Origin of the sequence: Bradyrhizobium manausense (assembly GCF_018131105.1) — a bacterium.
Lineage (GTDB): Bacteria > Pseudomonadota > Alphaproteobacteria > Rhizobiales > Xanthobacteraceae > Bradyrhizobium > Bradyrhizobium manausense_B.
Window position 1 is genome coordinate 73500 of the sequence record NZ_JAFCJI010000007.1, and the last position, 24211, is coordinate 97710.

The following is a 24211-nucleotide window of genomic DNA, read 5'->3' on the forward strand; positions in this document are numbered from 1 at the left end:
TTGGGCGTCCAGCTTGGTTTGCGCCGGACTATGCGAGATGCCACTCCACGCCGGTAATCTTCTGATCGGCCAAAATACCCCAGAAGGCATCCGGAGTATTGGCGTGAACGTCATATGGCGTTCCGCCGATGCTGTTCTCCCAGCCAATCGTTGACCCGTCCTGGCTCGTCACAAAGCCCTGCGTTCCGCCGGCTAAACCGTGATTATAGGCAGCCAGCGCGTTCTTGAGTCCTTCACCGTTCGCCCAGACCGAATCCTTCATGTCGCCGTCGCCATTGAAGTCAATGCCGGCAGCGGTCTCCGAGAATACCAGTCCCTTGGTCTGCCAAGAAGGATCGCTTGACGAGAGAGCCGTACCTCCAAGCGTGATCGCTCCTCCGCTCAGTGTGTAGTCGCTGCCGCTCGTCTTGACCGAGATCACTTCTTTGACGGCCGGGCTCGCAAGGTCGTTCGACACATTCGTGTCTATATTGCTCTTTCCGTTTGCACTGAGTGCGAATGAGGTGTCGCCGCTCAACCAGCGTACGGCTTCATTGATCAGACCGTTGGGCGAGGTGTCTTTGCCGTAGGCGACATAATCGGCGTACTCGTTGAGCTGCGCTGCGACCGCCTGCCCCGCGAGAATAATCCGGGCGTCGCCAACTACACTGCTGTTGGCAAGTGCCTGAGCGGAAGCAAGATCGAGGAAAAGATGACAGGTCGAGCCGTCGCCGGTCACAAGCCCGTCATGGTTCAAGTCACCCATGAGCAAGCCTGAGTCACCGCCGCCATTGTAGTTGCCATTTGCCAATCCAAGGTTGCTGGAAGGCCCTGACGTGACCACCGCACTTAGATCGTTTGTGCCGGTTTTGCCGTCGTGATCCCAATCATACTTCGGGGTCACATTGACTTCAGAACCAGCGCCCTTCTCATCACCAAAGATGGCATCCCACACCGTGGCATGGGTTCCCCAATAGCCCTTGGTCAGGCCCTCGGTTGCGCGCGCGAGACCGATGTAGCTGCTGCCGTCGGTCGCCATTGGCGTAACTGAGTCGCCGCAATCGTCGGACACGGCGTTAGTCGTTGCCGTAGCGAGGTTTGTATAGACGGTAGAGCCCGCAACGCCAGTGGCCTGATAATGCCAGGTTTCGGCTGCGGTGGTGGCGGTCGCGGCATTGAGAATGCCGTCGTGGTTGAGATCGCCGCTATTGTAGGCGGACCAAATGCCGGCGCCCATAACACCGGTAATCGTCTGGGCGGGGTTGTCGGTGACGCTGACACCCGTCAAATCAACGTTGCCATCATTGGTGACGTCGTAGGTCCATGTAATTGCCTGGCCCGCCAATAGAGTTGGTCCATCACTTCCATTCGTTAGCTTATTAAGCGAGATATGCGGATTGAGGCCAAAGTAAATCGCCGAATCCTTGGGATCGTCGGTGAACGAATTGCCCGCACTGTCGGTATAGCTCACGCTGACGTCCGCAGTGTTGGTATTTGGTCCGCCCGCGGCCCATGCGGCGAGGACCGTATAAGTCCAGGTCTCGCCGACATCGAGGGTGTTGTCGCCCGCCGTCCCGGTGCCGGTCTCGGTATCCGTGTGGGCACCCAAGGTCAGCTTGGAGTCGGTGACGACCGGGTTCACGAAGGCGACGTTTCCGGTGTTCGTGACCGTGATGCGGTACTCGACCTTGCCATCGGCGTCCTTGAGCAAGTTGATCGATGTATCGGCTTTCAGGACATCGCCGTCATCCGGACAGATGATGTCCTTGGAGATCGTGAGCGAGGGATTGGCGCCGAAATAGTTGGCGACGTCGGAATCCGTCGGGTTCGCCGAATTCCCGCAATCGTCGGTGAAGCTCGCCGACACATTGGCCGTGTTGGTCTGAAGATCCTGGGCCCACGTACCGCTTGCGAAGACGTCTGTGGTGCCGCCGTTTCCGTCAAGCGTCACGTCCTGGCTGACGCCCAGCTTGGTGTCAGTCAGATGAACGGTAAGCTGGGCGTCGCTATTGTTGGTGATCGTGAATTTGTATTCGGGATTTACATTCGCACTTCCGAGCAGGACCGGCGCCGTCGCGGCAGTGTTGGCGTCGTACCAGGTCTTCGTCGGATCATCGTCTGCCTTCCCGTCGACGGAGACATACTTGATGATCTGGACGGAATCCGAAGCAACGGTCACGCCGACATAGCTGCTCGTGTCGAAGCCGGACAGGTCGGGATCCGTCTCCGTATGGGTCCCGGTCGAACTACCGCTGAACCCGTCGCCGGTGATGGTTCCCAAATTCGTATAGATACCGTTGGTCAGATTCGTGGTGTCGACGGTCGTGCCGGTCGCGGTGAAGACCCAGATCTCGCCCTTCTCGAGAAGGCCGTCGTTGTTTGTGTCGCCGTCCAGGGTAACGTTGGCCGCCGTTGCGCCATTGGCATACAGAGTACCCAGCTGGTCATCGGTCAGCGTCAGGTTCGAAACGTAAGTGCCGTCACTGCCGACGTTCTGCACCGTATAGGTCCAGCTGATCGCGTTTCCGGCAAGCAGCGTGCCGCCCGAGACGTCATCCCCGTCCTCAGGACACACGGTGGCCTTCTCGAATGACAATGCTGCGTGCGGCGTCGGCGGCGGCGGTGGCGGCGGCGCGTTGGGTCCCAGGGCCCATTCCTCGAATCCGCCGGTCGCGCTGGAGAAGGTCGAGTAAAGGTAGATGTAAGTATCTGGACTAAGGTTCGCGCTGACCGGAATGCTCACGACGTAGTCGCCATGGCCGCTGCCCGACGACCAATCGGTCAACGTGATGGAAATGTCTCCGTTCCCGTCCATGTCGTAGAGCAGATTGGCGCCGGTGGGCAGGCCGTTCCCGTCAGGCAATGCGGCTCCGGTGCCGTCGTAAAACAGCTTCAGCTGCTCGAGAACGACCGTCCCCGCGGCGGTCTTCGAGTCGTTCGGATCGTTCGCATCAAGCCGGAAGACGTAATACTGCTGGCCGCCGACCGTTTCGATATCGAGGTCCTTGACCTGGATCGGATGATTGAAGACGGCCGTGTGTCCCGTGTCGTCCACGGGGGGATTGGCAGGATTGTAGCCCGATTCAACGGTGCCGTTGGCGGGGCTGCTGAGCTGCACGAAGGAGGGGAAGATGCCGGTACCCGTGGAGATCGCGCCGGCAGTGTCGAAGATCATGCCGTTCGTGCCGTTGGGAGCAACGGCCGGGACGGGGGTGAAGTGGACCGCATCCGTAAAGCTGCTGGTGCTCGCGACTCCTGTCGTCACGTCGACAGCCGAGACCAGGAATGACTGATTGCTCGCATCCCAGTTCACGTTCCAGTTCGTGACCACCACGCCGTTGGCGACGCCGTCCAGGTCTCCCGGACCGCCGTCCGTCACAAGCCAGGACGTCGTACCGCTCAGATCATTGGTGAAGGTGTCATCGGCGGTGCCGACAACGCCATCCTCGCCGGGATTGTCGTGGGTGACGATGAATTCGACGGTGCCTCCGACCGAAACGTTCGACGCGGTGAATGTCGCCACCGAGTCCGGCGCATAATCCGCCTGGTCGGTCGTGACCGCGGGGCCCGCCATCGGAGCCATCAGGGAGTCATCGACAAGAATGTACGCACCCGTCGCAGGATCATACTTGAATGTTGCCATGACTTACTCCTCCAAAAATTTGAACCCAAAACTTCCGGAGCCGATCGGGAGGACGCCGCTAGTCAGTGGATGCATAAAAAATGGCCGTCCACGCGGACAGGCGTGCCGGCCTACGCAAATCAACGAGGACAAAAATTTATCAAAACGGCCTCTGCCCGAAACGAGCCAAACCGGGAAAATTAAGCAATGCTTTTAATATAAGGCAATGTTTTTAATGGCCAGCACCTGACCTTCATCATCAAGTTTTCGGGAAAATCTGGACAGGAGCCCCGTTGCAGGTTGGCAAATACCTGCGATGGCTCCGACGAGAGGAAGCGGAGGAAATGGCGCTCCGCGATGGATCACCAAAACGACCTGCATCCTGCCGGACAATCCTACCGGTCTCGCAGCACACAACATAAACAGGGATAAATAAAATCCATGCACCGTTAAATCTAAGAGGAAGAGCAGGCCGCATCTCGCCTCAGTTTGCGGCCGCCGATCTCAGTTTAACGACGCAATTTACTCACCCTTAAATCGCCCCGTCGTTCGATCTCCGCACGTTGCGCGCGACATGACGCGCATTGTCGTTCGTCGCGACACGCAAGGAGATTCAATGGCGAAGCGGGGCGTGAATGATCAGTACGGGAATTTCTCCGAAGGGAATGCAGATGCTCTTGAATGGGAATTCGTCGGACTGAACATCGCCTCGGCAAACGTCGGATGGATGGATATCCCGGCGCATCATGGCCTCGGCAGCGAAACGAGCCTTTTTGCTTCGGATGGCGGCGCGCCCGAGGGGTGGGCTGCAAAAAAAGGTGGCGGAGCCGCGACCAGTGGCGGAACGACAAGCGGCGGCACCAAGAGTGGAGGCACAACGAGCGTTGCGGGCACCTCCGGCTCCGGCACGACCGTCGGCCAAGGCAACACGACGACGAGTTTTGCGGCCGTGACCATCTTGTCGCCCAAACTGAATCCCCCCACCGGTGACAGCACGCTGCCCACCGACACCTACTTCTCCAAGGAATGGAATCTGACCAGCAGCGCGGGCGGTATCAACGTCGTCAAGGCCTGGGAGAACTACACCGGAGCCGGAATCAAGATCGGAGTTGTCGATGACGGCATCGACTACAATCATCCGGATCTGAATTCACACTACCTCTTCAAGCTTCAGTACGACGCTGTCACCAACGACGGGAGTGCCTACGGCTCCTCGACCGACAGCCACGGAACGACGGTTGCCGGCGTCCTCGCCGCCGCACGCGACGGCTCGGGTATCGTCGGCGTTGCCTATAACGCCGACATTGCCGGCTTCCGCATCAGCTATTCAACAGGTAGCCCGAGCCAGCTCGCCGACGCGCTGAACCATCTCGTCACCAATGGCATGGACGTCGCGAATGCAAGCTGGGGCTACGCGACGCCTTACCAGGATAATTTCTTCGGTGCCTGGGCCTCGTCGAAGGCCGCGATCATCAATGACGTCGCCCAGGGACGCGGCGGGCTCGGCATTCCCATCGTGTTTGCCGCCGGAAACAACCGGGGATCCGGCGATGACGTGAACTATCACAACTATCAGAACGATCCCTATGTGATCACGGTCGCAGCCACAAACGATTACGGTTGGGTTGCATCGTTCAGCACGCCAGGGGCCGCCGTTCTGGTTTCGGCGCCCGGTTCCTGGGTCATGACGGACGACAGGCTTGGCGCGCCCGGATGGTCCAGTACCGACTATTTTGCGGCTGCAGGCACCTCATACGCCGCGCCGACAGTGGCGGGCGTCATCGCATTGATGCTGCAAGCCAACCCCGATCTGGGTTATCGGGACATCCAGGAAATACTGGCCTATTCGGCCAAGAACTCGGATGCCGGAAATGCCGGCTGGCAAACCAACGGCGCGCATGATTGGAATGGCGGCGGTCTGCATTTCAATCCCGACTATGGGTTCGGCCTGGTCGACGCGACGGCAGCCACGAGACTCGCGGAGAGTTGGCAGAAGCAATCGACATACGCGAATCTCTCGACCGAGAGCGCCGGCCATGTCGATAACGCAGCGATTCCCGACGGCACCGGCAGCCTGCAGAGCACGATCACTCTGGGCTCTTCGCTGCTGCTCGACAAGGTCGTCGTCGATCTCGACATAACGCACGCCCATGTCAGCGATCTCACGGTGACGTTGACCTCATCCAGTGGAACCAGTGCAGTCCTTGCTGCGCATCCGGCGAGCGGCACCGGCAGCGGGATCGTTTTCGAGACCTCGGCCAACAATTTCTGGGGCGAGGACGCGAAGGCGAGCTGGACGTTGACCGTGACGGACAATGTCAAGGGCAACGCCGGGACGCTCAACGGCTGGACGCTGACGGCGATCGGCGACGCACCGACGACGCCGACGAGCTACATCTATACGGACGAATTCGCGACCGCGACGGGCGGCAATCGCCTCATCCTGACCGACACGAGCGGATCCGCGACCATCAACACTGCCGCGGTAACCAGTGGATCCTATCTCGACCTGCATTCGGGTGCCGTCGATACAATCGCAGGGAAGAACCTTCAGATCGGCACCGGTACCCTCATCAAGAACGTCTGGGCGGGCGATGGCAACGACACGATCATTGCCAATGATGCGGGAAACACTATCCAGGCCGGCCGCGGCAATGACCTGATTGTCGCAGGCGCCGGCGCCGATGTGCTATCCGGCGGGCCGGGCAGCGATACCTTCCAGTTCAACTCCTTGAGCGCGGCAAGGGACGTGATTCGCGACTTCGCCGTGGGGCAGGATGCAATCGACCTGCATCAGTTGTTCGCGACCATCGGTTATGTCGGCGCCGATCCGATTGCAGACGGCTGGCTCAAGCTCGGAGCCGACAACAATGGCGGAACCAACGTGATCGTCGATGCGCATAATGGCCAGTCCGGGGTGACGGTCGTCGACGTCATCGCGGTAGCGTCGACGAGTTTGCACCTGGGAGCCACCCCCTGGACGCTGGTGGCATAACGCGGGTTATGCTTTGTTTGCCCTGGAATCTATGGTCAAAACCCGGCGCCAGGCGCCGGCAGTTCGCGACCGCCGGATCTTGGTTCCGAGGCGTCATTTTGTCCGACGTGGCAACCCGATGCCCTGCGCCCGAAACGCGGAAAATCGATCGCTCCGCCAAAGCGAAAAACCGAGTCATGCACCAGCGCCGACTGGCGCACGATCGGCCATATCGCCTCGCGCAGGAATCGCTGATCCAGCGTTCGCTCGGGGTACTCGGGGTTGTCGGCGAGGAATGTCTCGATAAGCGGCACCAGCGGCGGCAGCGCACCACAGACGCCTCCCCAAAGACCGGCAAGCATCACACCGGTGTGCGTCCAGAAATCCCGCATCACGTGGAAGTGCCGACCCGAGGCAATCCAATCGTCTACCGCTACCCGCTCCCGCACGTTGACGATCGAATCGGCGTCCCTGACGAGGTAGCGATCGACCGTGGGATCATTGGCAACGAGAAAGCGCCAGAACAAGCCGGCGAACGCCACATTGGGTCGAGGCATCATCACAAGATCCGCTCCGAGATCGATCAGACGCCGTCGATTTTGCTGTGGCACCGTCTCGTCAATATAGAAGCGGCAGGACCATCCTTCGTAGATCAACGGCGCGGCCATGGCATTTCGCTCGGCGCCGACCAGGTAACGATCCTTGGTTCCCCAGAGGGAATACGCGATAACGTTGCGTCGGGGATCGGTTGTCTCGAACGGAGGAACGTTCACGTGAATCGGATGGCGTGCCGGACCTGACGATTCATCCTTGATTTTGAGAGACCGCAATCCCGCCTGTCGCGCCTCCTCGAGCCGGCCCAGACGGAACTGGACGTTTGCGAGAATGGTCCAGCAATTGGCATCGCGAGGGCGGGCCTTTACCGCCTCTTCCGCGAGCTTCACTGCCTCATCGGCCTTGCCACATTTCGCGGCGACAAGGGCAAGGTTGGATTTCGTGACGGCATCGTCTGGTTCGAGCGCGTGCGCATCGCGCCACGCCATGTAAGCCTGCTTGAGATCGCCGACCGCCTGATAACACAGAGCCAGAACACGAAAGTCGTGCGCCGTTACCTCCCCGGACCGGCGATTGCCGTTGACGACTGTGATGAGAGATTCCAGCGCGCGCTGGAAATCGCCGGCAACATAGAACCGGTTGGCCTTGGCGCGGAGCTCAGCACTTTCAGGATGCATCGCCAACGACCGGATCTCCAAATCATAACGGCGGCCCCGAAGCGCCGCCGTTATCTTGCTGGTCAAGGCATCGGTTCGCCTACGGGGTCGTCGCGATGAACGTCCCGTAGACCGTACCGTGATTATTGTACTCGTCGAGCACGCCGAGAATCTGCACTCCTCCCGGAATATCGAGTGCGGGATTGTACTGCGGAAGTTGGGCGTAGGCGGTCGCAGCAGTGTTGCCATCCGGTCCATCGATACCGACGTTCCACTGCGTCGATCCCGCAGCAACGGCATGGCTGTTCATATCACCAAGCGTGATATTTCCATCCGTTTGAGCGGTGGTCTTGAGCAGCCAGTCGACACCCCAATGAATCGCATCCTTGGCATCGACCTTGGTGGGATCGCTGGCTTCGATCGGATTTCCAGCGAGGTAGTTGAGCCAGGTTGCGACCAGCGCCCGCCCCTCCTGGTATTCAGCGTTACCCTGCTGCTTCTGGTTGGCATTCAACAACGACAAGGCATCGCTGAAGTTGATGAAGAACGTGCTCTCGCCGTTGTCCTGGATGCCGTCGAGATTGAAGTCGCCGATCAGCAGGCCGGCGGCGATCTTCCCGCTTGGGGCATTGTCGGCGCTCGTGAACATGCCGTCCCCATTGGTGTCTACGAGGTGACCGGTCGACGAGGCAGAATGTACGGCCAAGGTGACTTCACCATTCGGGAAGCCGTTGGTCCCCGACTGCTTCGCCTCGTCACCAACGACGCCGTCCCAGAATTTCGTCCAGTTTGTATTCCCGTTGGTCTGCGACCAGAATCCTGGCGTGCGGACGCCGGGTCCCAACGCGACCGGTACATGCGCATCGTCGGAAGCCGGGCCCGTCTCGGTCGTCGTCACACTCGCAACGTTGTCGAGACTGTTGTCGCCATCGATGCCCCTGGTGTCGAGCTCGTTTTGTGTGACAACGTGGTCGTACTTGTATGTCCACGTTTCGTTGACACCGAGAACACCGTCTCCATTGGTGTCACCCGTGAGAACTGCGTCATCCGCAGTCGTCAGGGTTGAGTGATTGGTGTCGAGTATGATGGGAACGCCGCCCTCGAACGTGTCGACCACCACCACGTTGTGGAGATCAATGTTGCCTGTGTTGTCGACCACGACCGAATAGTGGATCACGTCGCCGGCGTGGTCGGCATGTCCGTCGGCAATGACTGCGGTTTTGGCGATCGTTAGCGACGGGTTTTGGATCACCGGCGTGGACGCATCGTCCGACTTTGCATCGGTTTGCGCGGTATCGCCGGTTGCAAGGTTTACGATGTCGGTCCCGGAATTCATCTCGGCTTGCGTCACCGTATGGGTGGCGGTGTAGGTCCAGGTCTCGCCTACGTCGAGCTTGCCATTGGCACTGATCGACTCGACCGGCGCACTCAGCGTCGTCGCAAGGGGATCGGTCAGCGTCACACCTGTCAACGTCTCGTTGCCGGTGTTTGTCAGGACGATCGAGTATTTGATCACGTCCCCGGCGTTATCGACGCTGAGGTTTCCGGCGCCGGCACCGCCCGTTACCGAGCTCACGTCCTTGGCGATCGTGAAGTTCGGTTTCTGTTCCACCGGGACCGAGGCGTCGTCACTGACGTCCGCCGCGCCCGTGCCATGCGCCGTCGCAACGTTGGTGAGGCTGCCGCCGGCGTCGAGGTCGGCCTGCGTCACCGTGTGGCTCGCCGTGTAATGCCAGGTCTCGCCGACATCCAGCTTGCCGTCCTGGTCGGTGTCGCCGCTGTTGAAGCCGCCCACCAGCACTTCCGCGAGGTCGGAAACCTGCGGATCGGTCACCGTCACACCGCTGATCGCCGCGTTGCCGGCATTGCCGACGTCGATCGTCCAGCTCACCACCTCGCCGACGGCATCCGCCGTGTCGCCGGGCACCGTGCCGTCCTTGGCGATCGACAGCACAAAGTTCTGCTGCACCGGGACCGAGGCGTCGTCACTGACGTCCGCCGCGCCCGTGCCATGCGCCGTCGCAACGTTGGTGAGGCTGCCGCCGGCGTCGAGGTCGGCCTGCGTCACCGTGTGGCTCGCCGTGTAATGCCAGGTCTCGCCGACATCCAGCTTGCCGTCCTGGTCGGTGTCGCCGCTGTTGAAGCCGCCCGCCAGCACCGGAGCGATGTTGGAAGCCTGCGGATCGGTCACCGTCACACCGCTGATCGCCGCGTTGCCGGCATTGCCGACGTCGATCGTCCAGCTCACCACCTCGCCGACGGCATTCGCCGTGCCGCCGGGCACCGTGCCGTCCTTGGCGATCGACAGCGCAAAGTTCTGCTGCACCGGGACCGAGGCGTCGTCGCTGACGTCCGCCGCGCCCGTGCCATGCGCCGTCGCAACGTTGGTGAGGCTGCCGCCGGCATCGAGGTCGGCCTGCGTCACCGTGTGGCTCGCCGTGTAATGCCAGGTCTCGCCGACATCCAGCTTGCCGTCCTGGTCGGTGTCGCCGCTGTTGAAGCCGCCCGCCAGCACCGGAGCGATGTTGGAAGCCTGCGGATCGGTCACCGTCACACTGCTGACCGCCGCGTTGCCGGCATTGCCGACGTCGATCGTCCAGCTCACCACCTCGCCGACGGCATTCGCCGTGCCGCCGGGCACCGTGCCGTCCTTCACGATCGACAGCGCAAAGCTCTGCGCGAGCGGCGTATTGGCCTCTCCGGTCAGCGGACCCGTCTCCTGGGTCGTCACCGTGGCAACGTTGTGGACGAAACCGGGAGCGCCGCCGCCGACGGCACCATTGTTCATATCGGTCTGCGTCACGGTGTAGCTACCGTGGTAAACCCAGACTTCCGTCGTATCGAGCAGATTGTCGTGATTGGTGTCGCCGCTGAACAGCGTGAGGGTCACCCCCGGGATGGAGTCCGTCACCGACGTGACGTGCAGCGCTTGATTTCCAGTGTTCGTGACCGTGACCGCATAGTTGATGATATCGCCGGCATGATCGACAACCGTCGTGCCCGCGACACCGTCGGTGCTGGTGATGCTCAACACCTCCTTTGTCACTGTATCCGACGGCTGTGGCGGGTTCAGAACCGCGGCCGATTGCATTTGATGGTCTGCCTTGGAGGCGTTGACCGTATCCGTCGCCAGAAGGGCCATATGATATGGCGATCCGGTGATGTTGAACGCTCCGGTCCCCGCGCCCCAATCCGACTCGGTCGCGATATGCGCGCCCCAGGCCAGCACGGCGGTGGTGGCACTCGCAGTGAATGTGATGGTGATTGAGGTGTCGCTATCTCCGGTATAAGGGCCTGACACTGTATAGGGGGAAGTGGCGGTCATATCGCCGCCCCACATCGTGAAGACGCCGGGCTGTTGCGTGATGTCATCGCCTCCGCCAATGACCCCGTTGGGTCCGGCGGTGACCTTGGCATCAGTCGGGATGGCGATGGTGTCGTGCGTGCCGCTTTCCGTAAATGCCGTCCCGATGGTCGGGTTTGGATTGGCTTCAGGCGCGGTGTGACCCGCCGGCAGCGTGGCGTTATAGGTGGTCAGATAATCGAACGCGTGCTTGCCGGCCTTCGTCGTATCGTAACTGAGTGTAATCGTGTAGGTCTGGCCCACGACAAGGCCAGCGAAGGTCGCCCGGAACGGAACAGTATCGCCTTCGAAATAATGCGAATTGTTCGAATTCAGGTCTCCGTTACCCCAGCTTTCATTGCCTCCAATGGCATCGGGCGCCTTTCCGTCGCTCCAATCGTCCAGCTGTGCGCTCGCCTTGTCCGTGAAGCTCGTCGTCGCCGCGGCCTGCGTGGTCTGATCGACTGCTGAAAGCAGGAAAGACTGGTTGGCGGCGTCCGGATTGACATACCACGACGTCATGACGATGCCATTTGCGACACCGTCAAGGTCGCCCGAGCCACCGTCGACAACAAACCAGGGCTGCGTTGTGCCGGTCAGGTCGTGCGTTATTACGTCATCCGCCGTACCGGCGACGCCGTCGGGACCGGGATTGTCATGAGCAACCGTGAACTCGACGGTACCGCCGACCGTGACATTCGACGCCGTAAAGGTCGCAGTCGAATATGGCGCATAATCGGACTGGTCCGTGCTTACAGAAATGTCCGCTGATGAGGCTGAGTTCGCAAGGGAGGAGTCGTCGACGTAAGTGTACGCGCCCGTCGCCGGATCATACTTGAACGTTGCCATGACTTACTCCTCCAAAAATGCTGAACCAAAAAATTCGGAGCCGATCGGGGAGGACGCCGCTCTGCGCTCGCTGACTGCATAAAAAAAGACCGTCCACGCGGAAAAGCGTGCCGGCCTACGCAAAACAACGAGGACAAAAATCAATCAAAACGGCCTCTGCCCGAAACGAGCTAAACCGGGAAAATTAAGCAACTATTTACGATTAATGCAATGTTTATAATAGCTAACACCGGGTCAATTTGTCCCAAGGGATCGGGAAGATTCGGCTGGCCCCGGGTTCGGAGGTTGGTAAATACCTCCACCAGCCCGGACGACAAGGAAGATCGCCCTCCTCTTAGCTCTCGGCTGGAGGCGGCGCGGGCTGCGATGACGCGTCGCGTGATTGTGCTGCGCGACCGAGCTCCCACGCGCGTTGCAACCGTGCGGGCTGCGTTTCCTGCAACAGCCGTCCCCAGGCTGCGCTGAATGCCTTGATCGCCGAGTCCCTGTCCTGCGCAGTGCCGCTCGCCCAGGCCGGCAGAGCCATCGGGACTATGATGAACCACTCCCATGATCGATCAGGCCCGCTCGCATCAAGCGCGTGGCGGATATTGCCGATCTCGCGGCCCTGCGACCAGACCGCGTAGTGATCCGGGATCTCGGGCCATTTCGGACGAATGCTGAGCGTGATCGCGTTATTTATCATCGTAAATTCTTGCGGGAATGGAATTAAAACAGATGCGACGCCAACACTTCGCGGCCCGAAGGCTAGGTCTTCGGTGCCTGTCGCGCCAGCAATGCATCGGCGCTCTTGGTAAGCCCCCCGGCCAATTGTTTCGCAGCGTCCGGGGAGAATGCGTAGCCGGCCTGGCGTTCCAGCCGGTGATTGAGGATGAATAGTACGAGACCGCGGCCGCTGTTATCAGCGGAAATCGTGCAGTTCTTGGGGATCTCGAATTTCACCTCGTCGGGCTTGTCCTTGCCGGGCACAGCCGGCGCAGCGGCCCCCGCCCCGTTCGGAGTGGAGACCACCGACGGTGCGGCGGGCGGCAGAAGGGCACTTGATGCAGCCGGTTGCGTGCCACCGCGCGCGCTTGTCAGCGCAGCGATCAAATCGTCGACGCAGTCACTGGCGAACCTCAGCTCCAGCGCGCCGGTATATTTGCCGGTCGTGTGAACGACGAATTCCTTGCCGTCGTCCGACAGGGTGGCGGAGCTCACCGCCGCAATCCTGATTGCCATTGGCCCAATATCCCAAAAAACGGGGCCGGGGCTCTCTGGCCCGCGCCCAACTCTTCACCAACTTATACCGCAGATGGCGGCGCGCGATAGCGCCTCCGCCGGCGCGCCGAGCGTCGGAGCATGGCCGCAGGCTTCAACCGGCTTGCCGCTTCTACGGTAGCGGCCTAGGATAAAGCCATATTACGATCAACTCGCATTGCAACACGATGAATATCAATCCCGCGCCCCGGATCATCGCTGAGTTACGGCCGAAGCACGAGATCAAGATCGATCTCGACGAGCGCTGTTTCCTTTTCCCGGCCGGAAAGTCGGTCAGCCAGCTTCTGCTGCTGTCGGACGGCCACACGATTCTCATCGACGCCGTATTTCCCTTCAATCAGGCCCGCACGCCACCGCGGCTCGCAACGCTTGATATCGAGGACGCCAGGGAGTTCGGACGGCGGCTGGTCGAAGCGGTGCATACCGCGCGTACGCAGCTGGTGGGCACGAATGGCATCCGCATATCCATCAACGTGATCGCCAACGGATATCACCTTCAGTTTGGTGACATGAATGCGTCCACCGAACTCTTTCTCGGTACAAGCTGTATCTGGCGCGTCTGTCAGGGCTTGCTTCGCATCGTCGATCTGATCGCACCTATCGAATCCAACTGAAGCTGCGTCGGGGGAATACTGGGCGCACTCGCCTCAGGATGCGGTCTCGGCCAAGGGCTCGAGATAACTGCGATGGAGCGTCTGCGGCGATTTCTGTCCATCGAGAATGACCCGAAGCGCGTTCTTGGTGTGGGCAAAGCCGACGACCCGTCCAGTCCTGCCATCCAAGCGCCTGCTGTGCTTGCCAAGGGATTTGACCCGGAAGCGACTGCCGACTGCAAGATCCATCACGAATGCGTCGTTCTCTTCCATAGCGATCAACTCTTCATCGAACGTGTTGCTGTCCGCATCACCCAGTCGACCTACGAGCTGCGCCTCTCCGCTATAGCGATGCAAAGCTCACGGTCATCCTCCGACATGCCCGCCGGGATCCCGCCATCCCTGAAATAGGCCAGGATGTGCGCAAGACGCGCGGCGCGCTCAATGGCGCCTTGCCTCTTGGCGCGCTGCCAGGCGGTTCGCTGGTGACCGCTCATGGCGATCTTGGTTGCAGTCTGCACCTCCATGGACAACACCGAGATCAACATGTCGCGGTCGACGTCGACGAGAGATCTCAGCAAACCCTCTATCTCCTTCATCCGTGCTCCCGACCTCGGATCTTGAGAGCCAGACGCACGACGTACACAGATAAGAAAATCGGTCGCATATGAATTGCCGGCAATGACATTCCTCAGAAGAATTCCATTTAGGGAACGATGAAGTCGCTGGCGTGCAGGTTGGCGAGCGCCACGGCCTTCAGCAGGATCGTATCCTTGCCCGGGTTTGCCGAGGGGTCGAGATCGATCAGCGTATCGGTGCCGTTCACCGTGCTGCCGTGGCTCGACAGCCAGGCAGCGAAGCTTGGCGCGCTGCTCGGATCGAATGCGGCATAGTCGAGCTGGATGTGATCCTGTCCGGTGGCGAAGTCGGTGATCACGTCATTTCCTATTCCACCCCCGGTCGCCTCCTTGAACACGAAAGTATCGTTGCCATTCAAGCCGGAGAGAACGTTGTTGGCGGTATTACCCGTAATGGTATCGTTGAAGCTCGAGCCCACGACATTGTTGACGCCGGTGAATGTGTCGTGGCCGACCGAGCCATCGCCGGCTGCGGTGCCGGCAGAAATGTCCACCACGACGCCCGCGGTCGCGTTGTTGAACTGGATCTGGGTCGCTCCATTGCCGGTGATGGTGTCGTCACCGCCCTGGCCCTGGAACGAGTTGAAGCCAATCAATCCGGACGCATTGTAGCTGTCGGCGAAGTTGCTGCCGAGCGCACTGTTGACTCCGGTGAAATGGTCAGTGCCCACCGAGGCATCGCCCGCGGCCGTGCCGACCCCACCTGCACCGATCGTGATCGTCACGCCGGAGGTAGTCGCATTGCCATACTGGACCTGGGTCGCGCCATTGCCGGTGATGGTGTCATCCCCGGCGTTGCCCTGAAACGCGTTGAAGCCGCCGTCGAAGGCATGCGCGTCATAGACGTCGGCGGAGCCGCTGCCGATGGCGGCGTTGACACCACCGGTGAAGACGTCGTGCCCGACGGTGGCCACATCGCCAGCCGCCGTGCCGGCGCCGCCAACGCCAATCGTGATTGTCACGCCATCGGTCGAGTTGCCGTAGATCACCTTGGTGTTGCCGTTGCCGGTGATCATGTCGTCGCCGCCAAGGCCCTCGAACTGGTTGAAGGTGCCGAGACTGCCGATGTTGAGAGCACCTGGCAGGCCAAAGCCGGTCGCATCATAGGTGTCGGCAAACATCGTGCCCTGGATGCCCTCGATCGAGTGCATCGTGTCGCTGCCGATCGAGGCATCGCCGGTCGCGGTGCCCGCCGCCATGTGCACCGTCACGCCGCCGGTGGTGAAGAAGATGCTGTTGTAGGACGAGATGTCAAAGCCGCCGCGGCCGTCGATATCGTCGTTACCGGCAAGAGCCGTGAAGGTGTCGTTGGTCGCACCACCGAGCAGGGTGTCGTCGAACATCGACGCCTGCACTGCATTTACTCCGCTGAAGTGGTCTGTGCCGACCGACGCGTCCCCGGAGGCGATACCGGTCACAAAATCAACACTGACGCCCGCGGTGGCGTTGTTGAAGCCAAGCCGCGTGTTGCCATTGCCGGTGATCGTGTCGTCGCCGCCGTTGCCGGTGAACTCGTTGAACGTGCCGAGCGAGCCCCCGTTCGTGCTGCTGCCGCTGAAACCCGTCGCGTCGTAGGTATCGGCCAAGTTGGTACCGCGGATTGCCTCGACCGAACGGAGCGTATCGGTTCCGACCGTCGCATCACCGGTCACGATGCCCGCCGCAAGGTTGACGTTGATGCCCGACGTCGTGGTCGAATCGACGTTGTAGTCGGCGCGGTCAAAGCCGCCGCGACCGTCGATCAGATCGTTGCCGGCAAAGCCGGCGAACACTTCCGCCGTAAAGTTCGGATTATTGCTGCCGCTGATGGTGTCGTCGAACGCCGATCCGTAAACGCCATTGAAGCCCGTGCCGACGAGCGTGTCGTGACCGACGGACCCGTCCCCTTGGGCGGTACCCGCCAGGAGATCGACCGTCACCGCCGCGGTTGCACTGACATAGGACACCCGTGTCAGCTCGGCGCCCTGGCTGTTGAGATTGCTGATGATGGTGTCATCGCCACCCCTGCCCTCGAATTCGTTGAAGCCGATCGGAGTGCCGGGTACCGCGCTGTCGCCGGCAAATCCCGCCGAGTTATACGTATCGGCAAAATTGCTGCCGACCGCGCCCTCTATGTTGACCAGCGTGTCGGTGCCGACCCCGGTGCCGCTCGCCGTGCCCGCGGCCAGATTGATCGTCACAGGCCCGGTCGCATCCGTATAGATCGCGCGGTCGAAACCCGGACCGCCATCCAGCCAGTCGTTGCCGGCGAAGCCCTGAAGGCGGTCGTTGCCATCAAGCCCGAACAGGCCGTCGACCTGGCTGGTGCCGGGCAGCGTCTCGTTGCCGGAGGTCCCGGTGACGCTGTTGTTGAAGATGAAATCCCCGGCTCCCAGGCTCGTCGCCACGACGTTCTTCAACATCACGCCGCCGACAGCACCGAAGTCGATGAGGGTGTCGTTGCCCTGCTGCGTGGCGCGCGACTGGATGTCACTCAGGAAGAAGATCCCCGGCATCTGCCTGAGATCGATCCTGTCGAACCCCTCGACAAAATCGGTGATCGTGTCCTGTGCCGAACTCGAGCCGTTCGGCGTGACGACGAACAGATCAGCGCCGGTGCCGCCGATCAACGTGTCAGGGCCACCAGTCGCGAAAATCACGTCCTCGCCAGAAGTGCCCTGCAGGGTGACACCGCTGCCGCCGTTGTTCGAACCTGGGGTGAAGATAAAATGCACCGCATCCGACCCACCGTCACTGTCGGTGATCGTCATCGTGATCACTTCCTTCTGCGCCGGTGTCGCAGTCGGATTGTAGATCACGCCATTGTTGAGCGTGGTGGTGAGGTCAGACACGGTTCCCGAGCCGCTGCTCGGCGAGATCGTACCCACCCCCGAAGAGGTTGTGGTGGTCATCGTCATGTTCAGCGATCCGATCGGATCGGTATCGCTCACATGAAGGCCGAAGATCGTGGTCGTACCGTCCGCGTTGTTTTGAAGCGTGAACTTCGAGGCGTCGATTACTGGCCCGTGGGCGGTCCCGTCCCAGCTGACAAGCGTGCCGCCATTGGTATCCGAGTTGATCGAGAAGCCGTTGGCCGCGTAATTGCCAAGCAACTGGATCGCACCGCCGGCGAAATTGACATGCAGGAAGCCGCCGTCATTCGTGACACTGACACTGCCAGGCGCAACGTTGACCAGATCGATCGCGTCGGCAAAGTCGAAGCCTGTAACGGTACCGGTGAAGTGAATGGGATCCGACAGCACCAGTTCGCCACCGCTTACGGGATTGATGTCGGCAAACTGGACATTGACGTCGGACGCGCCGGTGAGAACCAGTGTTCCATTGTAGAGCCGGGCAGTGCCGCCGCCGCTCATGGGCGCACCGATCGTCAGGGTGCCCAAATCGACGGCGATCAACCCGGTATTGGTGAAACTGCCCAGGCCGCTGATCGCCGACGTGCCGCTGGTCTCGATGGTTCCCGCGTTGGTGAAGCTGCTCGCGCCGGTGAAGCTGCTGGTGCCGCCAAATAGCCAGCGACCGCTGGCCTCATTGGTGAAAGTCGCATTGTAGCCGATCACCAGGCCGTCGATGAAACCTGAGTTGTCGATTGTTGCCGCACCGCTACCGGTCGTGGTGGCGTTGACCGCCGCCAGCCCGCCACCGAACACCGAGCCATTGTTGGTGACGCTCACGTCCCCACCATTGTAACCGAGCGCGGCGACGCCATAACGCCCGCCCGTCACATTCGAGTCGGATTCGACCAGAATCTTGATGTCACCGCCGGCGCCGCTGCCATCGGGACCGCCGTAATTGATGCCGCGAATGCCATCCGTACCGAGCGGCGCCTGGATGGTGGCATGGCTGTCGATGAGAACGCTGCCGTGGACCCCATTGTTGGGGGTGTCCAGATTGTTCGGGTTGTATCCGGCCAGGATGCCGGCCGGCACGTCGCCGGACCCCGTGAGGGTCGTGCCGGAATTGATGGTTCCGGAGGCATACACATCGATCTCGGACGTCGCGGGGACGACCACGGTGGGATTGAGCGGGTCTGCCGTGGTTGCCTTGTTGAGCGCAGCAATGCCGGAATTACCTGATGTGATCGAGGTGGTGGCCGAGGTCGTCACATGAATGCTGCCCGGGCCGAACGTCTGCGCAAGAATGCCGACGCCCGCTCCATTCGGAGGGCTGACACCGCCTGTCGCAGTTATGGTCCCGGCGAAATTGTTCACATAGACGTCGCCGATTCCATAATTGTAAGCCCTGATGCCATCACCCGCATTGGCGGTGATGTTGCCGAAATTGTTGACGTCGACCTCGCCATAGACATTGTAGTTTGCGGGGTTCGCTGGATTGTTCAGGCTCGGGTCCGTCGTTTGGCCGATATAGCCTGCGATGATACCGGCCGGCTGGCCGTTAAACCCGGTGAGGCCGACGCCGGAGCGGATGGTCGCCGCGTTCGTCACGACGATGGAGCTGTTGAACGACTGGGCAACGCTGGTGGCCTCGTTGACGGCGTTGATGCCGGCACCGCCCTGTTGCGAGTCGACCGTGTCCCCCGCCGATGTCACGATCGAGATGCTGCCCGCGTTGACGCTGAAGGCGAGAATGCCTATGGCCTTGTTGAATGCCGCCGAGCCGGCGGTGACGGTCGTATTGGCCGAGACGTTAATCGAGATGTCACGCGTCAGCGCGCTCGCCGTGACCGGGTCGGTAAACCCGCCGTCGGCGTGAGCGTAGATGCCGTTCGAGCCTGCTACGATGTTGGCGCCCGTGGCGTCGTTGATCGTGATGTTGCCGTAGCCGAAATTGTATCCCTGGACACCGATACCCGCAGCGTTGATCACCGCCGCGTTGTTGATGAAGACGTTGCCGCTGACATACTGGTTCGAATGCCCTCCTCCACCAAAGAAGCCGGCGGCGATACCGGATGGTGTGCCGCCACTGTTTGTGGAGAGTCCGCCTGCCGTAATCGTGCCGGCCGTCGTCACGGCGATCACCGCTGGCTTGCCGCCGGTGACATTGGCCGCGAAGAGATTGACCAGATCCGGCGTGCTCGCCGTCGGATTTGCGTCATTGACGGCGTTGATGCCGGTGCTGCCGGAATTGATGGATGCCCCATTCAACGTCAGGACATAAATACTGCCTGGCCCCCGATTGGTGGCACTGATGCCATAGGGAGCATTGCCACCCGAAGACGACGATGCAGCGATCAGCGCATTGATCGACACACCGGAGCCGACGCTGACCGTGACGTCGCCGACGCCGTAGTCGTACGCAAGGATGCCGGGCCCGGCCGCAGCAAGCAGCGTCGGATTGGGATTGCCGAAGGGATTTCCGTCGCTCGCGACATTGACGATCACATCGCCGTACACCGCAGAACTGAACGTGCCGTTGCCGCCAGGATTGTAGCCGGCCTGGATCGCAGATTGTGCGCTGCCGCCATTATTGACGTTCGTTCCGGATGAAATGAATCCTTGGCTATAGACCGAGACGGTGCTGCCGCTGCCTGAAGCAATCGCGGTGGCCTGGTTGCCGGCGTTGATACCCGTGCTGCCCGAGGTAATAGTGGTGCCCCAGCCGGAATTCACCAGCGAGCTTCCCGTACCATAGGTGAAGGCAAAGATGCCGTACTGGGTGAGGCCGCTGCCGATCCCCGTCGCTCCCCCGTTCACCGCCGTGATCGTGTTCAGGCCGCCCGCAAATGTGACTGACGTGTTTCCCGAACCGTAATTGTCGGCAAAAATGCCCGCACCGGCCTGCGCTGTGATGCTGGCGCGATCCTCGATCGTGACGTCGCCTGCGATCGCCGCGTTCGGCACCGTGGTGTTGTTGTTGAGAATGCGGGCGCGAAGACCGGCTGCGCCGCTGCCTGCAAGATTGGCGGTGTTCGTGCCGCTCAGAATGTTGGACGAGTTGTAGATGATGACGTTGCCCGTCCCGGGCGTGAACTCCTGCAGGGCGGCGGCGCGGATGCCGTTAAAGCCGCCGGTGATCGTGCCACCCGACGAGGTGATGGTGACGTTGCCCGTGCCGCTGGATATGCCCAATATTCCGTACGAACTCGTTCCGGTCACCGTGGCGGCCATGTTGACAATATTGATACTGCCGTTGACCGTATTGCCGGTGATGCCGTTGGCGGTACCGCTGACATTCGCGTAATTGACGATGTCGGCGGAGCCGTTGAGGGTGTTTGCATTCTGCGTGGTATCCACGACCAGACCGGCAATGGGGCCGGTGCCAGCGGTCGGGCCGGCAATATTTGCAGCATTGATGATCGCACCGCTGGCGCCCTGCGTCGCGACCCGGAGACCGGGGAATGCACCGTTGATCACAAGGTCGGAACTGGCGTTGGCAACGATCGTGTATGTATTCGCAGTGTCGGCCGTCGACAGGTTGAATCCCGGTCCAGTGCTGCTGTTGATGTGGTAATTTTCGAGGATGTAGAAGCTTGCGGGCGTAACCACCGGCTGCGATGTGAAGACGCCCGAGACGGTCTGCGCGCTGACCGGCACCAGCACGATACGGGTCGACGAGAGAACGTCGAACGTGTTGCCGGATAGCCCCGTGCCGGACACCTGGAACGTTTGGTTCTGCGCACCGCTCACGGTCAGCGTAGAGCCACTCACGTTCGCAGCCGTGATGCCACTGCCCTGCAGGGTTATGACGGTGCCAATGTTGCCGTTGCCGCTGGCACTGAAGGTGAGCGGAAGATTGGCACCCACCGAGGCCGGATTGTCGAATGTCAGGAGGTCCCTGCCGGCCAAGCTGATCGCCTGTGAGGCCGCCACGGTGGACCCCAGCTCGAGGGCCGCGCGGTCGCCCAAGGCGATCGAGCCTGTCCCGCCGACGTTCGCAAAGATCTGCGCCGCGGCATTGGGACCGACAGCTATGGTACCCGTATTCGTCAGAGCGATCGCGCCGGCTCCGGACAGGGCGGCAAGACCGGACATGCTGATAAGACCGGAATTGCTGATCGTGCTTGTGCCGCTGCCAAAGGAATTCCAGCCGTTGATATTCCAGGTTGCCCCAAGCGCGTTGCTGATGCTGCCGCTGGCAGTCCCGCTGAAGCTGATGTTGCCGGTGATCGTGCCATTGTTGGTGACCGACCCATTGCCGGCGAAGAACGAAACGGCGACGTTGCTGGTCGTGCGACCAAACAAAGTCGAGACGATAGATTTGCCGGCGCTGTTCGAGACCGTTGCGGTCTGAGTGCTGTTACCGTTGCCGATCGTCACGACCGGCATGTACGGTACGCCGGGCGCATTGACCGTTCCGGAATTGGAAATCGAGATCAACCCGTTGACCGACGCGCTCGATCCGTTGCTGGCGGAGATGCCGATGCCCGCCGCGGTGATTGCGCCTTGGTTGTTGATCGTGATGCTGCCGCCAGCCGCCGAGAATGCTCCAACACCGGGCCCCTTCTCTGCAATGATCGACGACGTCGGCCGGAGCGTTGCGCTGATACTGCCGTTGCCATTGTTGTAGAGATTGATTCCGGAGCCCGAAGCCGCAACGACAGTGGCCGAATTGTCCACAACGACGTTGCCGTGAATGTTGGCCGGCGAGACGATGGCGTAGCCGGCCGAGATGCCGGCAGGCGTGCCGCCGCCCGAGAAGAAATTGAAGCCAGAGCTGATTGTGCCTGTCGACGTGGTGACCGATATCTGCTTTCCGGCTGCGACGTTGCCGGCCGACGAATTGGCGTTGATGCCGAAGCCGCCAGAAATGAACTGGTCATTGGCACCGGTCGCGATCGTGATGTTGCCGCCGCTCGTGTTGTTGGCGTTGATTGCGGCGAGGCCCATGAGCGAACTCGCGGTCACCGCAGCAATCGTCGGCGTCGAATTGGTTTCGATAGTCACCGAGACATCGGAGGGCGACGCGGTGCCGTTGACGGACGAGCCGATGTTGATGCCGAATTGCCCGCCGCTTATGGACTTGTCGGCCCTGTTGATGACTGTGACATTGCCGTAGCCGACGTTGAAGGCGATGATGCCATATCCGGCTCTTGCCGCCGTGATATTGGCAGCGTTGTCGACAAGCACCGAGCCGTTGATGTTCGAATTTGCGGTGCCGTTGCTGCCGTAATATCCGGCTGAAATGCCGGCTGGCGAGGCGCCTCCAGCTGAAAGGTGCACACCCGAATTGATCGCGCCGTTGGCCGTCACGGTGACGGTCGAGCCCAGGCTCTGCAAAATGGAGGTGGCCTGGTTGATCGCAAGGATACCGTGCGACCCCGAGGTGATGCTGGAGCCGGCGGTCGCCGTGACCGAGACGTTGCCGGTACTGTTGCTTGAAGCAACCACGCCATAGACGTCTTTGGCTGTGACCACTCCGGAGTTGCTGACCGAGACGTTTCCTGGGCCGAAATTGTAGGCGCGGATACCGTCACCGCCAGCGGCATTGATGGTCGCGGAATTGCTGACGACCACGTTGCCGAACACGCTGGAATTGACCGTATTGGTCGTACCGCCCTTATAGCCGGCGAGGATACCGGCTGCTCGGCCACCCTGCCCGGTCAGGGTCGTGCCTGAGTTGATCGTGCCGCTCGCATTGACTGAAATCGAGCTTGCGATCACTCCGCCGACCTTGGGCAAGGAGGACGCTTCGTTGTACACGTTGATGCCGACGCCGCCCGACGTAATGACCGTGCCGGCGGCCGTCGTGATCTGGATATTGCCCGTGCCCCTGGATTGCGCCTCGATACCGTCGAGCGCCGATCCCACGATTTGCGCGGTGGTCTCGAGCGGATTGGGTGCGGTGGTTACGCTGATATTGCCGTTGCCATTGGTCTGGACGCGGATTCCGTCATGTCCACCGATGATATTTCCGGTCTGGCTGACCGTGATGTCGGCATTGTTCGATGAGTTCAGGTTCTGCGCAACGATGCCGTTGAAGGCTGCACCTGTGGCGATCACGGTGCCCGATCCGTTGATCGTGATTGCGCCTGTGCCTGTCGAGGTTTGCTGCGCGAGAATGCCTCGTCCTGCGAGGCCGGTCACCGGCCCGGAGGTCGTGACCCTGATCGACCCGGCTGCATTCTGGATCACGGAGATGGCCGAGGCAGCGCCCGTGATTGTTCCCGTGGGATTGACCACCAGGTTTTCCGGGCTAGTTGCTCCCGTCGCGTAAAGATCAATTGCATCGCCGACAGACGTTATGACGTTGCCAGTGCCGTTGATCGTGGCGGTTCCGCCGCTTGCAACCGAAATGGCGTTGATGGTGCCGGTCACACCGGCCGCTCCGACCTGCAGATTGCCACCGGTCCCGGTGAACTCGGCGACCCCGCCGACCGCGCTCATGGACACGGTGGCGCCGTTGTTGGCCACCACCACCGGCTGGGTCGCTGTTGCGCCGGCGTTGCCGGCCGAATCCACGACCTGAATGAAGTAGGTGAAGCTCGAACTACGCGCGACGTTGTCGGTGAAACTCCACCGGCTCAAGCTGCTCGGCACAACATCCGTCCACGTCGCATTGTCGGTGCTGATCTGCACCTTGTCGCCGGGCCGGAGCGCACCGTTGGTGCCGGTCACGATGATCGACGTGCTCGCTGGGGACGAGCTTCCAGCAATGGAGGTAATTGAGACGGATTCGGGCGGCGAAGCGGTATTAACCAGGTAGTTGGCGTTATCAGCGACCGCTGCTGCGGTCAGCACCGCCGCGTTGCCGGCGGCATCCGTGATCGCGCCGCCGTTCAGGCTCAGCGCGTTGGCGTCGATGCTGATGCCGTTGGCGTCGGTCTGGCCGGCCTGGATCGTGTAGG

The 24211-nt window shown here is 61.1% G+C and carries 10 protein-coding genes; 2 read left to right on the forward strand and 8 right to left on the reverse strand.

Going from position 1 to position 24211, the window contains the following annotated elements:
• Positions 1–28: 28 nt before the first annotated feature.
• Positions 29–3622, reverse strand: a complete 3594-nt coding sequence (locus tag JQ631_RS30890; protein WP_212333454.1) for a beta strand repeat-containing protein — start codon at positions 3620–3622, stop codon at positions 29–31.
• 595 nt (positions 3623–4217) lie between these two features.
• Here JQ631_RS30890 and JQ631_RS30895 point away from each other — a divergent pair.
• The gene (locus JQ631_RS30895; RefSeq protein WP_212333456.1) at positions 4218–6596 is read left to right on the forward strand and encodes a S8 family serine peptidase; all 2379 of its coding nucleotides are present in this window, start codon (positions 4218–4220) and stop codon (positions 6594–6596) included.
• Positions 6597–6631: 35 nt separating this feature from the next.
• Here JQ631_RS30895 and JQ631_RS30900 read toward each other — a convergent pair whose 3' ends face one another.
• The 4 genes from JQ631_RS30900 to JQ631_RS30915 form a co-directional block, all read right to left on the reverse strand.
• Positions 6632–7873 carry a tetratricopeptide repeat protein gene (locus tag JQ631_RS30900; protein ID WP_212333458.1) on the reverse strand — a complete coding sequence of 414 codons (1242 nt, stop codon included), beginning with the start codon at positions 7871–7873 and terminating at the stop codon, positions 6632–6634.
• 13 nt (positions 7874–7886) lie between these two features.
• Positions 7887–11978: a beta strand repeat-containing protein gene (locus JQ631_RS30905; protein ID WP_212333460.1), complete on the reverse strand. Its 4092-nt coding sequence runs from the start codon at positions 11976–11978 to the stop codon at positions 7887–7889.
• A 334-nt stretch (positions 11979–12312) separates the two neighbouring features.
• Positions 12313–12663 carry a hypothetical protein gene (locus JQ631_RS30910; RefSeq protein WP_212333462.1) on the reverse strand — a complete coding sequence of 117 codons (351 nt, stop codon included), beginning with the start codon at positions 12661–12663 and terminating at the stop codon, positions 12313–12315.
• A gap of 62 nt (positions 12664–12725) precedes the next feature.
• Positions 12726–13199 carry a hypothetical protein gene (locus JQ631_RS30915; RefSeq protein WP_212333464.1) on the reverse strand — a complete coding sequence of 158 codons (474 nt, stop codon included), beginning with the start codon at positions 13197–13199 and terminating at the stop codon, positions 12726–12728.
• Between the two features lie 206 nt (positions 13200–13405).
• Here JQ631_RS30915 and JQ631_RS30920 point away from each other — a divergent pair, with 206 nt between their 5' ends.
• The gene (locus JQ631_RS30920) at positions 13406–13852 is read left to right on the forward strand and encodes a hypothetical protein (RefSeq protein WP_212333466.1); all 447 of its coding nucleotides are present in this window, start codon (positions 13406–13408) and stop codon (positions 13850–13852) included.
• Between the two features lie 33 nt (positions 13853–13885).
• On the opposite strand, the gene JQ631_RS30925 is transcribed toward JQ631_RS30920, so the two are convergent.
• The 3 genes from JQ631_RS30925 to JQ631_RS30935 all read right to left on the reverse strand — a co-directional run bounded on the left by JQ631_RS30925 (position 13886) and on the right by JQ631_RS30935 (position 23981).
• Positions 13886–14188 (reverse strand): hypothetical protein, encoded by a 303-nt coding sequence (locus tag JQ631_RS30925; RefSeq protein WP_212333469.1) that lies wholly within the window; start codon positions 14186–14188, stop codon positions 13886–13888.
• Positions 14155–14412, reverse strand: coding sequence for a hypothetical protein (locus JQ631_RS30930; RefSeq protein ID WP_212333471.1), 258 nt, complete (start codon positions 14410–14412; stop codon positions 14155–14157). The genes JQ631_RS30925 and JQ631_RS30930 overlap by 34 nt, the downstream gene beginning before the upstream one ends.
• Before the next feature lie 125 nt (positions 14413–14537).
• Positions 14538–23981, reverse strand: coding sequence for a hypothetical protein (locus tag JQ631_RS30935; protein ID WP_212333476.1), 9444 nt, complete (start codon positions 23979–23981; stop codon positions 14538–14540).
• Positions 23982–24211 lie beyond the last annotated feature (230 nt).